This is a genomic window from Nocardia caishijiensis NBRC 108228 (genome assembly GCF_001612825.1).
Lineage (GTDB): Bacteria > Actinomycetota > Actinomycetes > Mycobacteriales > Mycobacteriaceae > Nocardia > Nocardia caishijiensis.
In genome coordinates, this window is record NZ_BDBE01000040.1 from 186,740 (window position 1) to 201,734 (window position 14,995).

The window sequence follows — 14,995 nt, forward strand, 5'->3', positions numbered from 1 at the left end:
GCCCGACTCGGATCGCCGACGGTGACACCGCGAAAGGCGCCGCGCACTCGGTGCCGACAACTGACGAAACGTCCGTGCGGTGTTCACCCGCCGATCGGTGACCGGCAGGAGGTCGCGCGGTCGGGACGGGCGAGAAACACCTCCGACAACAGGGCCGACAGCTCGCGGCGTTGCTCCGCGTCGAGACGCTCGAGACCGGCGCGGGTGACGCGCATCTGCGCGCGGATCGTGTCGGTGACCCGTTCGCCCTCCGGGGTGATGACGAGGTGGGTGACGCGCCGATCGGCCGCGCTGGTCTCCCGCCGCACGAGCCCACGCTTCTCGAGCCGGTTGATGATGCCGGTGATGTTGGAGGCGTCGCAGGACAGGGTCTCGGCCAGCGCCCGCATGGCGATGGGCCCCCGGCGCAGGACGGTCAGTGTCTTGGCTTGGCTCGCGGTGAGCTGCTCGGCCGCCGCCGCGGCGGTGAAATCTCCGTAGTACACGCCGAGCGACACCGACAACAGCTCCATGAGCTGGGCGGGATCGTCGCGGGGAGCGTCTGGCATGGGTCAAGCCTAGCGCCAAAAACTTGACGATCTCAAATATCTCGGCTTACGGTGGCGGCATTGCTTGAAGTTCTCAACCTTCGACTTTCTCAAGTAAGCAGGAGTATTCATGACCGTCACCGTGTCCGACGCCACCCGCGCGACGCAGGTCCTCTCACGACCCGTCACCCTGAACGGGCTGACCGTCCCCAACCGGATCGCCATGGCGCCGATGACCCGGATGTTCTCCCCCGGCGGTGTCCCCGGTGCCGATGTGGCCTCCTACTATGCCCGCCGCGCCGCGGCAGGCGTGGGCCTGATCGTCACCGAGGGAACCTATGTCGGCCATGAATCGGCGGGCCAGAGTGATCGCGTCCCGCGTTTCCACGGGGAGGACCAGCTGGCCGGGTGGGCGAAGGTCGTCGCCGATGTGCACGCGGCCGGAGGCACCATCGTCCCGCAGCTGTGGCACATCGGCATGGTCCGCAACCACGGTGAAGCGCCCTACCCCGACGCGCCTCCCATGGGCCCCTCCGGTATCCGGGTCGACGGCACCGAGGGCGCGGGCCACGCGATGACCCAGCCCGACCTCGACGCCGTGATCGCCGCCTTCGCCGACGCCGCCGCGGCCGCGCAGCGCCTCGGATTCGACGGCGTGGAGCTGCACGGCGCGCACGGCTATCTGCTCGACCAGTTCCTGTGGTCGCGCACGAACCGCCGCACCGACGCCTACGGCGGGGACGCGGTGGCCCGGACCCGGTTCGTCGCCGAGATCGTGCGGGCCGTGCGTGCGGTCGTCTCGCCGGAATTCCCGGTGATCCTGCGGTATTCGCAGTGGAAGCAGGAAGCCTACGACGCGCGCCTGGCGCAGACGCCGCAGGAGTTGGAGGCGATCCTCGCCCCGCTCGTCGCGGCCGGGGTCGATGCGTTCCACGCCTCCACTCGACGCTACTGGCTCCCCGAATTCGACGGCTCGGATCTGAATCTGGCCGGTTGGACCAAGAAGCTCACCGGCAAGCCCGTCATCACGGTCGGCTCGGTCGGTCTCGACGGCGACTTCCTGCACGCGTTCCGTGGGCAGGGCGCGGAACTGGGCAGCATCGACAATCTGCTCGAACGCATGGAGCGCGACGAGTTCGACATGGTCGCGATCGGACGCGCGCTGCTGCAGGATCCCGAGTGGGCCTCGAAGGTCCTCGCGGGCCGCTTCGACGAATTGAAGCCCTACGACGCCGCGGCCCTGAAGACGCTCAGCTAGGGCCGGAAACTCCCAGCGCTTCCGCCAGATAGGGCGCGGTACGGCTGCCCGGTGCGGCCGCGACCTGCTCCGGGGTGCCCTTGGCGACGATCCGGCCGCCCCGGGCGCCACCGTCGGGCCCGATGTCGATCACGTGATCGGCTTGGGCGACCACCACCATGTCGTGTTCGGCCACCACCACGGTCGCGCCCGAGTCGACGAGCGAATTCAGTTGGGCGAGCAGCACTTCGGTGTCGGCGGGGTGCAGACCGGTGGTCGGCTCGTCGAGCAGGTACAGCGTGCCCGCGCGCCGGGTGCGTTGCAGTTCGGTGGCGAGCTTCACCCGTTGGGCTTCGCCCCCGGACAGTTCGGTGGCGGGCTGACCGAGCCGCAGATAGCCGAGACCCACGTCCAGGAGCGTGTGCAGCGCGCGGTGCACCGCGGGGACGTCGGCGAAGAACGGCTCGGCCTGCTCGACGGTCAGGTCGAGGACACCGGCGATCGTCGTGTCGCGGTAGGTGATCTCGAGGGTTTCCGGGTTGTAGCGGGCGCCGTGGCAGTCCGGGCAGGGTGTGTAAGTGCTCGGCAGGAACAGCAGTTCCACGGTGATGTAGCCCTCGCCCTGGCAAGTGGGACAGCGCCCTTCGGCGACATTGAACGAGAACCGGCCAACGCCGTAGCCGCGTGAGCGCGCCTCGGGGGTGGCGGCGAACAACGCCCGAACGGTGTCGAACAGCCCGGTGTAGGTGGCCAGGTTCGACCGAGGGGTGCGACCGATCGGCGCCTGATCCACCTCGACCACCCGATCGACGACCGGATCAGCGGCAGCGCCCGCCGAAATCGCCCGCAGCAGACTGGTTTTGCCCGCACCCGACACCCCGGTCACCGCGGTGAACACGCCGAGCGGCAGGTCGACATCGACACCGTGCACGTTGTTGATCTCGATCGCACGCAACGCCAGCGTGGCGACGCTCACGCGCGGCACCCGCGGTTCGCGCGCCACCTCGCCGAACAGATAACGCCGGGTCACCGAATCGGGCACCTCGCGAAGACCGGCCACTTCCCCGCTGTAGAGCACGTGCCCACCGTTGACGCCCGCGCCAGGACCGACGTCGACCACCCAGTCGGCGTGGCGCACCACATCCATGTCGTGTTCGACGAGAAGGACACTGTTGCCGGACTTCTCGAGTCTGCGCAGGACAGTGGTGAGGGCGGCGGTGTCGGCCGGATGCAGCCCGGCCGAGGGTTCGTCGAGCACATAGACGACGCCGAACAGCCCCGACCGCAACTGACCGGCCAACCGCAGGCGCTGCAGTTCCCCGCCGGAGAGAGTGGGGCTCTCGCGGTCGACGCCGAGGTAGCCGAGTCCCAGTTCGATCAGCACGTCCAGCCGGGAGGTCAGGTCCTGGGTGAGCACGGCCAGGGCGCCCGTGCCGGTGGTGTAGGGCCGCAGCACCTCGGCCAATTCGTGCAGCGGCAGCTCGCCGAGTTCGGCGATGTTGTGACCGGCGAAGGTCACCGCGAGCGATTCGGGCTTGAGCCTGCGGCCGTGACACAGCGGGCACACGGTGGTGTGCAGGAATTCGGCGGCCTTCGCCCTGGTCTTCTCGCTCTTGGACTCGGCGTGGGCTTTGCGCAGCAGGCGACGGGCGCTGCTGAAGGTGCCCTGGTAGGGGCGGTGGATTCGGTGCGCCTCGCGTTCGGGATGCACGGTGACCACGGGTTGTTCGTCGGTGAACAGGATCCACTGCCGGTCGGCGGGGTCGAGTTCGCGCCACGGGCGGTGGATGTCGTAGCCGAGGGCGGCGACGACATCACGCAGATTCTTGCCCTGCCAGGCGCCGGGCCAGGAGGCGATCGCCCCCTCGGCGATGCTCAGCGACGGGTCGGGCACCATCGACTCCTCGGTGGCCTCGTGGATCACGCCCTGCCCGTGGCATCGCGGACACGCCCCCTCGACAGTGTTGGGCGAGAACGCATCCGAGTACAGCCGGTTGGTTCCCTCGGGATAATGTCCGGGCCCGGTGCGCGCGGGTCCATCGGGGTAATCACCTTCGCGCGACATCAGCAACCGCAGCGTGTTCGACAGCGCGCTCACCGTGCCGACGGTGGAGCGCGACGACGGCGTGGACCGACGCTGAGCCAGCGCCACCGTCGGCGGCATCCCCGACACCTCGTCCACATCGGGCGCCTCCACCTGGTTCAGCAACCGGCGGGCATACGGTGCGACCGATTCCAGATACCGCCGCTGCGACTCGGCGTACAACGTGCCGAAGGCCAGTGACGACTTCCCCGACCCGGACACGCCGGTGAACGCGACGAGAGCGTTGCGCGGCAGGTCGACATCGACGTTCCGCAGATTGTGGACCCGGGCACCACGCACCCGAACCGAAGAATCGACCTCGTGCGAATCCACAGCTGTCGAGCCTACCCCCGCGCCCCTACCCGCACGGTCCTCAGTCGCGGCGCGTATCCACCGGCAGACAGAGTTCAGGTCTTCGAGTCACGGCCCACGCCGGACGGCGCACAGTGCCTCCGCGCGGGAAACGCCCATCGGCAGCGAGCGCAACCACCAGGTCGCGCCCGCGCGTTCGTAGGCGTCGCGATCCTCGGTCGCGGCCACCGCCACGTCGAAGCCGTCCAGGTCGCCGCGATACTCGGCGACGACGGCCAGCATGTCGGCGAGCCTGTCCGGGCTCGCCTCCGGACAGAGGCCGTCGTATCTCGCGGCACGGCGCAACGGCGCGCGGCGCACCGACTGCGCGGCCACCCAGATCGGTATGCGCGGTTGCCGCACGGGTGTCGGCAGAAAGCGCAGGCCGTCCACCTCGTAGGCGGGTCCGTGGTGGTGCACGGTCTCACCGGACCACAGCGCGGTGATCACCGCGAGCGATTCGTCGAGCAGCGCCGCGCGCTCACGTCCACCGTCGACCTCGCCGAGCCGGGAGAACTCACCGGTCGCGTCGGAACCGAGTCCGACACCGAGCACCAGCCGACCACCGCTGAGCAGGTCGAGCGCGACGGTCTCCCTGGCCACATCCTGCGGTCGCCGCCGCGACAGCGGCGTCACCCTCGGCCCGAACAGCACCCGACTCGTCGCGGCCGCGATCGCGGCCAGCGCGATCCAGCAATCGCCGACGGCGAGGTCGGGTTCATCGGCCCTGGCGACGTGGTCCCAGACGAAGACGCCGTCGAAACCGGCCGATTCGGCTTCGGCCGCGATGTCGGCCAGCACGCGCGGATCGGCGAGCTCACCGAACGGCGGCAGGTACACCCCGTGACGCATGACCATATCCGCAGGATAGGCGACGATAGGTCACGGTTGTCGACTGATCGGTGAGGCGACTTTGACGCCGATCGCCCGGCGCCCTTGACTGTCTCGAGCAGCACCTGCGATCCGACCAGAGAAGCGGAGAACACAGTGGGGCGAGTGACCGCGCGACGACCAGTTCTGCGCATCAGGGACGGCGTCCACAGCGAACGTCCCGACACCCTGGTGACCGAGGAACCGCTCGAGATCCGGGTGGGCGGCCGCCCGCTCACCGTCACCATGCGCACGCCCGGCAACGATTTCGATTTGGCGGCGGGCTTCCTGGTGAGTGAAGGTGTCGTGCGTTCGCCGGATCAGATCGCGGCGATCCGCTACTGCGCGGGGGCGACCACAGACGGCGCCAACACCTACAACGTCGTGGACGTGGTGCTCGCACCCGGTGTCGCGGCGCCGGACCCGTCGCTGGCACGCAATTTCTACACCACTTCCTCGTGCGGTCTGTGCGGCAAAGCCAGTCTCGACGCGGTACGCACCGCCACCACCTGGTCGGTGGCCGACGATCCGGTGCGCTGCACGCCGGAATTCCTGGCGACCCTGCCGAACCGCCTGCGCGACGCGCAGCGGGTCTTCGACACCACCGGCGGCCTGCACGCGGCCGGACTGTTCACCGCCGACGGATCGATGATGTCGCTGCGCGAAGACGTCGGCAGACACAACGCGGTCGACAAGGTGATCGGCGCCGCCGTGCGAGCCGCCGCGCTGCCGCTGCGCGAAACCGTGCTGATGGTCAGCGGACGGGCCTCGTTCGAACTGGTGCAGAAGGCGCTCATGGCCGGTATCCCGGTGCTGGCCGCCGTGTCCGCGCCGTCCTCGCTGGCCGTGGATCTCGCCGCCGACCACGGGCTGACACTGATCGGGTTCCTGCGCGGTGAGTCGATGAACGTGTACACCGGCGCGCGGCGGTTGGCTCTGCACGCGGTCACCTGAGCGTCGAACGAGGAAAACCAAGGCCCACACCTCGCGACCGAGATCATCGAGGCGTATTCGGTCACCGCCGCTCAGGTGCTGACGATCCCGGCGACGAGATTGATCGTCGTAGCCAGGATGACGGTGCCGAAGGCGTAGGACAGCAGGCAGTGCCGGAGCACGATGGACCGGATCCGCGGCTTCGTGACGTCGGTATCGGAGACCTGGTAGGTCATGCCCAGGTTGTAACTGAAATAGAAGAAATCCCGGTAGGCGGGCGGCGCGTCGGAATTGAAGTCGATGCCGCCGGTCGGCGCTTCGTAGAACAGGTAGGCGTACCGCGCGGCGTACATCAGGTGCACGGCCGCCCAGGCCGCGAACACTCCGGCCAGGGCCGTCGCCGCCGCGACGTGTCCCTCCCCGGACTTGCCGAGCACGAGGATGAGCACGATGGCGACGAGCCCGCTCAGTGCCGCGACGACGACGGAGGTCTCTTCGATCAGTGGCCGGAAGTCCTCGCGCCGGGCGTTGGTCCTGGTCCGCTCGGCATCCATCGGCCAGAGCGCGAACCAGCCGGTGACGACGAAAACCGTTGCGGTAGTGGCGATGCCGACCAGCACGCCGAGCGCGGAACCGCTACCGACGCCGGTGAGCGCACCCACCGCGACACCGATCACGACAGACCCGAGCAAGCGGGTGACCGCCGACAACAGCAACGGACTGCTCATGCCGGAGGAGCGTACCCAACGGGGCGGTGTCGTCGGGCTGATCGACGGTCAGCTCGGTGCGGTGTCCGAGGGATCGCCGAGGGTGGCAGCGAGGTCGATCTCGCCCGCCGTCCTGACCAGTGCCGAGCCGAGAACCGAACCCGGCTCCCCCGCCGCGGTGACGAGCACGATCCGCGCGGTGACCACCGGATCGGCGAGGGCGAGCTCGCGCACCCCGGCGGGCGCGGGCAGGCCGCGCAGCCAGGGCTTGGGCACGACACAGGCCCAGCGCCCGGTGCTCACGTGCGCGAGCAAGGCGACCACGGAGTCGGCCTCGACCTGCGGTGCGGCCCGCAGACCGCGTGCGGCCAGCGCCTCGTCGAGGAGTTGGCGTCCCCGCATTTCCTTGTGCAGCAGGCACATCGGCATTTCCAGCGCCTCGGACCAGGTGATCGTCCCGGTCCGCCCGGCGAGGAGGTCGGCGCCCGCCAGCAGTACGTGCCGTTCGGTGTAGAGCGGGGTGCGGGTGAGTCCACCGGTGTCGACTCCCCGCTCGTAGATGATGCCCGCGTCGAGTTCGAACCGGCGGATTCGCTCGACGATCTCCAGTGAGCGCAGAGTGGTCTCCAGCCGTACCCGGACCAGCGGATGTTCGACGCAGAACGGATCGGTGAGCAATGCGACGGTGCTCGCCGCCGCCGGAATCACCCCGATCCGCACTTCACCGGTCAGACCTGTTCGCAGGGCGGCGACTTCGTGCTCGAGCGCGTCGCGGTCGGCCAGGATCCGCCGGGCCCACAGCACCAGCCGCTCCCCCTCCGGGGTGAGTCCCTCGAAGGCATGTCCGCGCCGGACCAGCGGCACGCCCAGTTCGCGCTCGAGTTTGCGCAGCGCTTCGGACAGCGCGGGCTGGGAGACGTAGCAGGACGACGCCGCGCGGGCGAAGTGACGTTCCCTGGCGAGCGCCACGAAGTACTCGAGCTGACGGAAGAGCACGCCTGCCTAGCCGTCGTCGCGGGCGTCGGCCGCCGCGGTGCGCACCCGGGCGATCTCGAGCGCGTGTGCGGCGCGGTGGTACCGCTGATCGTCATCAGCCATGTCGTCAGTATGCGGCGCCGGATCCCGAATCAGCAATGCGACGGCTGATCCGACGGCCACCCCGATCACCGTGTCGAGGCCGCGTTCGGTGAGCATGGTCAGCGGATCGGTCGGCTCGGCCAGTTCGGTCATGGCCATGATCAGCGGCGTGAAGAAACCGAGCGCCACCGCGTAGTGGCGGGCCATGAACAGTTCGGTCGGATACAGCAGCGCGATGATCGCCAGTCCAAGGATCGCCGGGCTCGGTCCGGGCATCAGCAACGGCGCGGCGACGAGCAGGCCGAGAAACGTACCGACCACCCGGTGCACGCCTCGGGTCATCCGGTCGCGCGCGGTCGCCGCCGCCAACGGCACGACCGCCCCGGCCATGGCCCAATTGGCGTGCCCCACACCGAGCAGCAGCCCGATGCCACCGGACACCGAGATCGCCAGCGCGTAGCGCGCCGCGTGGGTCGTCGAGTCGATGCCCCGGCGATGTGGTCGGCACCGGATCGGTGCGGCGGAGGCCGTACCACGGCGTACTTTCCGGGCGGATTCCCGATATCCGACAGCGATGCACAGCACCGCGGTGCCCGCGCAGATCAGCAGCGCGAGCAGCGGCTGGCGCTGGGTGTCGGCCACCATCGCGATGGCCCCGAAGGCGAAGATCCCGAAGAACGGACCCTCCGGCCGCAGCCCGAGCCGGTCGGTGACCGGTGAGGCCAGCGCGGCGAACACGGCGACCGCCGACACCAGCACCGCGGGCGGCGTGTGCAGGCGACCGAGCAGGATGCCCGCCCCGACCGCGCCGACGAGCAGCACCGCCGCCGCACACTGGTGGGTGAGGCGTTGCCTCGGCGCCTCGGCGAAGCCGTACATGCCGGTGAAGGATCCGAACACCGCGTAGATGAGCAGGTCGGTGCGGCCGATAGCGACCAGCACCAGTCCCGGGATCGCCAAACCGACGAAGACGCGGGCGGCGGGCAGATGATCGATATCGGTGACGAATCGCCGAAACACCGCGCGCGCCGTATTCACCGTGGTGCGCAAGATTCCTCCGAGGGTCGGTCGCGGGCACGCCCGTAGGGCCGAGGGATCACAGTGCCCCAGCGGCTCTCACACCGTCAACCGGCCGAAACCGGGCACATCAGCCGAATTCCCCCGTGGGCGGCGCCGATAAATCGGGCCTATCGAGCGGTCGGAAGTCGGTCTTGGCCACGACCACCGTGGGACCGCGACGATGATGACGGCCTGCCTACCTCGAATCGTGACCCGCAGGGGAGAGAATTCCCGGCGGACGCGAAGACCGGCCTCGAAATCGTCGAAGGGACTGTCATGAGCGATGCGGATCGAGAGTTCGACCTCGACGGCGGCCCGAGCGGTGCTCGCGACCGTGCGGCCACCCCCGAATTCACGCCGTACCATCACCCGGCAGCCGGTTGGGGCGCCGCGAAAGCCGTCACCGAGTTCATGATCGGCAAGGAGAAAGAGCCACTGCTCGGCACCCGCGCCATCATCAAGATGAACCACGAGAACGGCGGTTTCGACTGCCCGGGGTGCGCGTGGCCCGATTCGATCAAGGGCATTCATCTCGACATCTGTGAGAACGGCATCAAACACGTCACCTGGGAGATGACGCACAAACGGGTGACGCGCGAATTCTTCGCCGAGCACTCGGTGTCGGAACTGTCCACCTGGAGCGAATTCGACCTCGAGAATCAGGGCAGGCTCACCGAGCCGATGCGCTACGACCCGGCGACCGACCATTACGTTCCGATCAGCTGGGACGACGCGTTCGAGATGGCGGGCAAGGCTCTTCGCGAACTCGACGACCCGAATCTGGCGGCGTTCTACACCTCCGGGCGACTCGGCAACGAGGCAACCTTCCTGTACCAACTGATGGCCCGCGAACTCGGCACCAACAATCTGCCCGACTGCTCGAACATGTGCCACGAGGCGAGCGGGCGCGCACTGCAGGCCTCACTGGGAACCGGCAAGGGCACCTGCGACCTCGAGGACTGGGAAACGACCGACGCCCTGTTCATCCTCGGTGTCAACGCGGCCTCCAACGCGCCGCGCATGCTGACGGCACTGGCCGAGGCCGACCGTCGTGGAGCGCGGATCGTGCACATAAACCCGCTGGTCGAGGCGGGTGCGACCCGCACGATCATCCCGCACGAGATCCTCAGCATGGCCACCTTCCACTCCACCAAGACCTCGACCCTGAACCTGCAGCCACGCATCGGCGGCGACTTCGCCCTGATCCGTGGCATCGCCAAGGCCGTACTCGAGGAAGCCGAATCCGACCCGAAGGCGCTCGATCACCAGTTCATCGAACGCCACACCCACGGCTTCGAGGAATACCGCGCCGCCGTTGAGGCCACGCCGTGGTCGTCGATCGAGGAACAGTCCGGGCTCACCGAGGCCGACGTGCGCAAGGCCGCCCGCGTGTACTGCGACGCCGACCGCAGCATCATCAGCTGGTGCCTCGGGGTGACCCAGCACGAGCACGGTGTCGACACCGTGCGTGAGATCGTGAACCTGCTGCTGTTGCGCGGCAATCTCGGCCGCGAGGGCGCGGGCCCGTCGCCGGTGCGCGGGCACAGCAATGTGCAGGGCAACCGGACCTGCGGTATCGACAACAATCCGCCCGCGCGATTCCTCGACCGGCTCGACGCCGCCTGCGGTATCACCTCGCCCCGCGCCGACGGCTACGACGTCGTGGCCAGCATCGAGGCCATGCAGGCCGGAAAGCTGAAGGTGTTCATGGCGATGGGTGGCAATTTCGCCCTCGCCGCACCCGACACCGCCTACACCTACGACGCCCTGCGCAAATGTGAACTCACCGTTCAGGTGAGCACGAAACTCAACCGCAGCCACCTCGTGCACGGCACCGAGGCCCTGATTCTGCCGTGCCTCGGTCGCACCGAGAAGGACATCCAGCGCGGCGGCCTGCAACAGACCTCGGTCGAGGACTCGATGGCGATGGTGCATTTGTCCAAAGGCATGAAGAAACCCGCCTCCCGACATCTGCTCTCGGAACCGGCGATCCTCGCGGGAATCGCGAAAGCCGCACTCCCCCACAGCAAAACGCCGTGGGATCACTACGTCGACGACTACGACCGCATCCGCGACAAGATGGCGGAGGTACTCGACGGATTCGAGGACTTCAATCGCCGCGTACGCCTGCCACTGGGTTTCCGCATCAAACAACCCGCCCGGGAACTGATCTTCCTCACACCGTCGGGCAAGGCGGAATTCTCGTCGGTGGAACTGCCCGATCTCACCCAGGAACCCGGCACGCTGCGACTGGCGACGCTGCGTTCCCACGATCAGTGGAACACCACCATCTATTCCGACAACGACCGCTACCGCGGTATCAAGAATCTGCGCACGCTGGTCTTCATGAACAACGACGACATGCGAGAACGCGGTCTGTCGGAATTCGACGAAGTCGACATCACCAGCATCGCCCGCGACGGCAGCACCCGGTCGGTCCACAACTACAAGGTCGTCCCCTACGACATTCCGCGCGGTTGCGCGGCCGGATACATGCCCGAACTCAATGTGCTGTGCGCCATCGGTGACATCAGCACGCAGAGCGATCAGCCGATCATGAAGAACGTGAAGGTCACCGTCAACCGCTCGGCTTGAACCCCACCCAGGAGGCCACGGTCACCGCGAGGTGTTCCACCGTCCGCACGACGGCCGGGTCCATGTCGCCTTCGACGGTCCAGGCGCCGACTCATCGACCGACGCGCACGATGCCCGTAGTGACGCCTTGCAGGACGTCGCCGTCGCGCAGGATCAACGGCGACGTCTGCAGCGGGTCGGCGATCATGGTCGGCGGCAATGGGTTTCGGCCTATTACCGCGCCGCTGTTCGGGTCGATCACGGTGAACGAGTATCCGTCCAGCGGTGTCGTGTTCGGTGTGCCGTCGCGGGTGACCGTATAGATCAATCCGTCCTCGGTCGAGAGGTGCGGGACCGCGGCACTGCGCACGGTGTTCTCCCAGACCGTCCGGCAGCCTCCGCTGTCCACGTCCACGCGCGTCATTCCACCGGCGAACGGGGCGGTTTCGGGGTGCGCCGGTCCGGCGCCCGCCGGGACCGCCGGGTAGGGGTAGCCGTAGGTGGACGCCACGAAAACTGATCCGCCGATGCCGATCGGCGAATTCTCGCTGCCCGCACCGCCTTCTGTGAGCACGGCTTGTTCGCAGAGCAGTTCGCCACTGCCGGAACGAAAGACGAGCACCTTCACCCGATCGGCCGCGTTGTCGACGATGGTGAGGTAGTCGGCGCCGGTATCCGGGCCGAAGTAGGTGGGCGTCGACCCGGTGCCCCACGACAGCTGCCCCGGTTTGCGGGCGGGCCCCCGGTCGTAGGCCGCGCGCCACAGCTGAACCGGGTGACCCGAAGCGTCGGTGCCGAATTCGTAGAGCGCGTGTGTCGTGGCCACCGACACCCGGCCGGTCGGTGCGGAGGAGATGCTGTTGGCCACCGTCTCCCCGAGCGGCAGCGTCAGGGTGGAGATCGCACCCCCGACCGTGACTGTCCCGACCACCCCGTTCTCGGTGGCGAACCAGACAGTGCCCGACCAGTCGGGCACCAGGCCGGTGACATTGTCGTCGGCCGGAATGGCCGCCGTCAGGTCCACGGCCTCGACCACCCGCAGTTCCCAGCCATGGACACCCCGTTCGTGAGCGATGCGCAGGAGGTCGCGATTTCCGTCGACCATGACCAGCCGGTCGGCGTGGTCGAGATAGGCGTACACCCCGCCGAGCAGACCACCCTTGGCGGGCGACGACTGTGCCAGCGACCCGGACACCGCCGAGCCGGTGCCCGGGTCGATCAGGTGCACCACCGGCGCGCGATCGGTCACCGCGGTGCACAGCGCGACGACGAGCCCGTCCGAGCCTTGCAGCAGGGTCGGGCAGGCCGCGCCGAGCGGGAAGCCTCCGACGCCACGCGCCTCGATCCCCGGTCCGGCATGCGGTACCACGTCCGAGGAGCCCGCATCGCCGTGCATGGTCGCCGTACCGGCCGGTCCAAGAAACGGATTCGGTCCGGCGAGCGGCCCCCGTCCCGGAGCCGCACCCGCACCCGGCGACGATCCGGCTATCACCCCGAGCACGAGCAGAACCGACAGCGACCGACCGGCGTGACGAACGAACATGAGCCCGATACTGCCGCATTCCGGCGAAGGGGACACTTCGCCGGACACGCAGCCAGGAAGAACATCACGAACAACGGTCGGCCGTAGGCTGACCGCCATGGGTGAGCCACAAAAGGTCCTCGAACCACTCACGCAGGCGGCGATCTTTCTCGTCGCCACCATCGACGAGGGCGGTGAGGCAGCAGTCCGCGAGCTACTGGCCGCCGTCGACGGCCTACGCAAGTCGGTGGGTTTCCGCACCCCGGAACAGAACCTCAGCTGTGTCATCGGCATCGGGCACCGCGCCTGGGGCCGGTTGTTCACCGGGCCCGAACCCGCCGAGCTGCACGACTTCCCCGGCTATGCCGGGCCGGTGCACTCCTGCCCCGCGACGCCCGGCGATCTACTGTTCCACATCAGGAGCGAGATGACGGGCACCTGCTACGAACTGGCGATGGCGATCGCGACCCGGTTGCGCGAGGCGGCGACAGTCGTCGACGAGACATCGGGATTCCGCTACTTCGAACAACGCGACCTGCTCGGTTTCGTCGACGGGACCGCGAACCCGGAGGGCAGCGCGGCCGAGGCGGCGGTTCTGGTCGCCACCGAGGATCCCGCGTTCGCCGGGGGCAGCTACGTGATCGTGCAGAAGTACCTGCATCCCCTCGATGAATGGAATGCCCTGACGATCGAGGAGCAGGAACTCGTGATCGGCCGGACCAAGCTCAGCGATTACGAGCTCCCCGACGACGTGAAACCGCCCAGCTCGCACGTCACCATGAACACGATCGTCGATGCCGAGGGGGTGGAGCACGACATCGTGCGCGCGAATATGCCCTTCGGCACCGTCGGGGACGGACAACTCGGCACCTATTACATCGCTTATTGCGCCACCCCATCGGTGCCGGAGAAAATGCTCGAGCGCATGTTCCTCGGGACCGACGACGCCCCCTACGACCGTATTCTCGACTTCTCCACCGCAGTCACCGGCAGTTTGTTCTTCGCTCCGTCCGCCGATTTTCTCGGCGACCTGCCCGATGCCCCCGCCTCCATCGCCGACGAAGACGCCGAGATCGACGTTCCCGAGTTCGCTCCCGTCATCGCCGCCGAGCCGAGCCAGCGGGTGTCGGACGGTTCGCTCTCCATCGGGTCCATGAAAGGGAGTCACTGAATGAGCAACCTCCATCGCGAACTCGCGCCGATCACCGACGAGGCCTGGACAGAGATCGAAGAAGAAGCCACCCGCACGTTCAAGCGCAATGTCGCCGGACGCCGCGTGGTCGACGTGTCCGGTCCCCGGGGTGTGGCCTATTCGGCGCTCAACCGGGGCAGGCTCACCCCGATCGACTCCCCCGACGACGGTGTGCGGGCACACCAGCGTGTGGTGCAGCCGCTCGTGGAACTCCGGGTGCCCTTCACGTTGAAGCGCTCCGAACTCGACGACGTCGAACGCGGCGCCCCCGACGCCGACCTCGACAACCTCAAGGACGCCGCCCAGAAGATCGCCTTCGCCGAGGACCGCGCCATCTTCGAGGGCTACGCCGCCGCGGGCATCACCGGTATCCGCGCCGCCGCCTCCAACTCCCCTGTCGCACTGCCGAGCAATGTGGTCGACATTCCCGACGCCATCTCCCACGCGCTCACCGAACTGCGTCTGTCCGGCGTACAGGGACCGTATTCGGTGCTGCTGAGCGCCGAGCTGTACACGAAGGTCAGTGAGACCTCCGACCACGGCTACCCGATCCGCACCCACATCGAGCGGCTCATCGAGGGCCAGATCATCTGGGCACCGGCCATCACCGGCGGATTCGCGCTCACCACTCGTGGCGGCGACTTCGAACTCGCCATCGGCCAGGACCTGTCGATCGGCTACCTCAGCCACGACGCCGAGACCGTCCAGCTGTACTTCCAGGAGACCTTCACCTTCCTGGTCGAGACCTCCGAGGCAGCGGTCTCACTGGGGTCCTGAACCCCGTACCACCACGGCTCGACGCTCCTCGGAACACGCGGCGCACGCGCGCCCGGTTCGGCGACAGTTCACGACGACGGCAGGAG

The 14,995-nt window shown here is 68.1% G+C and carries 12 protein-coding genes; 5 read left to right on the top strand and 7 right to left on the bottom strand.

The window, feature by feature from the left end; all coding sequences use genetic code 11:
• Positions 1–83 precede the first annotated feature (83 nt).
• Positions 84–548: a MarR family winged helix-turn-helix transcriptional regulator gene (locus NC7_RS23245; protein WP_067986627.1), complete on the bottom strand. Its 465-nt coding sequence runs from the start codon at positions 546–548 to the stop codon at positions 84–86.
• A gap of 109 nt (positions 549–657) precedes the next feature.
• On the opposite strand from NC7_RS23245, the gene NC7_RS23250 reads away from it, so the two are divergent.
• Positions 658–1,785 (top strand): NADH:flavin oxidoreductase, encoded by a 1,128-nt coding sequence (locus NC7_RS23250; RefSeq protein ID WP_067986629.1) that lies wholly within the window; start codon positions 658–660, stop codon positions 1,783–1,785.
• On the opposite strand, the gene NC7_RS23255 is transcribed toward NC7_RS23250, so the two are convergent.
• Positions 1,778–4,180, bottom strand: a complete 2,403-nt coding sequence (locus NC7_RS23255) for an excinuclease ABC subunit UvrA (protein ID WP_067986631.1) — start codon at positions 4,178–4,180, stop codon at positions 1,778–1,780. The genes NC7_RS23250 and NC7_RS23255 overlap by 8 nt on opposite strands.
• A gap of 87 nt (positions 4,181–4,267) precedes the next feature.
• Entirely contained in the window at positions 4,268–5,056 is a 789-nt protein-coding gene (locus NC7_RS23260) for an LLM class flavin-dependent oxidoreductase (protein WP_084458732.1), read from the bottom strand.
• A 129-nt stretch (positions 5,057–5,185) separates the two neighbouring features.
• Here NC7_RS23260 and fdhD point away from each other — a divergent pair, with 129 nt between their 5' ends.
• The gene (fdhD, locus tag NC7_RS23265; RefSeq protein WP_067986633.1) at positions 5,186–6,022 is read left to right on the top strand and encodes a formate dehydrogenase accessory sulfurtransferase FdhD; all 837 of its coding nucleotides are present in this window, start codon (positions 5,186–5,188) and stop codon (positions 6,020–6,022) included.
• 71 nt (positions 6,023–6,093) lie between these two features.
• Here fdhD and NC7_RS23270 read toward each other — a convergent pair whose 3' ends face one another.
• From NC7_RS23270 to NC7_RS23280, 3 genes are read right to left on the bottom strand one after another with little or no spacing between them, the layout of a single operon-like run.
• The gene (locus NC7_RS23270; RefSeq protein ID WP_067986635.1) at positions 6,094–6,729 is read right to left on the bottom strand and encodes a DUF1345 domain-containing protein; all 636 of its coding nucleotides are present in this window, start codon (positions 6,727–6,729) and stop codon (positions 6,094–6,096) included.
• Between the two features lie 48 nt (positions 6,730–6,777).
• Positions 6,778–7,704 (bottom strand): LysR family transcriptional regulator, encoded by a 927-nt coding sequence (locus NC7_RS23275; RefSeq protein ID WP_067986636.1) that lies wholly within the window; start codon positions 7,702–7,704, stop codon positions 6,778–6,780.
• A gap of 6 nt (positions 7,705–7,710) precedes the next feature.
• Complete coding sequence (locus tag NC7_RS23280) at positions 7,711–8,835, bottom strand: FUSC family protein (protein ID WP_236573632.1); 1,125 nt, start codon at positions 8,833–8,835, stop codon at positions 7,711–7,713.
• Positions 8,836–9,120: 285 nt separating this feature from the next.
• On the opposite strand from NC7_RS23280, the gene NC7_RS23285 reads away from it, so the two are divergent.
• Entirely contained in the window at positions 9,121–11,439 is a 2,319-nt protein-coding gene (locus NC7_RS23285; RefSeq protein WP_067986638.1) for an FdhF/YdeP family oxidoreductase, read from the top strand.
• Between the two features lie 91 nt (positions 11,440–11,530).
• On the opposite strand, the gene NC7_RS23290 is transcribed toward NC7_RS23285, so the two are convergent.
• Positions 11,531–12,961, bottom strand: a complete 1,431-nt coding sequence (locus NC7_RS23290) for a hypothetical protein (RefSeq protein ID WP_067986639.1) — start codon at positions 12,959–12,961, stop codon at positions 11,531–11,533.
• Positions 12,962–13,058: 97 nt separating this feature from the next.
• On the opposite strand from NC7_RS23290, the gene NC7_RS23295 reads away from it, so the two are divergent.
• Together NC7_RS23295 and NC7_RS23300 are read left to right on the top strand one after the other, a co-directional pair.
• Entirely contained in the window at positions 13,059–14,111 is a 1,053-nt protein-coding gene (locus tag NC7_RS23295) for a Dyp-type peroxidase (RefSeq protein ID WP_067986641.1), read from the top strand.
• Positions 14,112–14,909, top strand: a complete 798-nt coding sequence (locus tag NC7_RS23300; RefSeq protein WP_067986643.1) for a family 1 encapsulin nanocompartment shell protein — start codon at positions 14,112–14,114, stop codon at positions 14,907–14,909.
• The last annotated feature ends 86 nt before the right edge of the window (positions 14,910–14,995 follow it).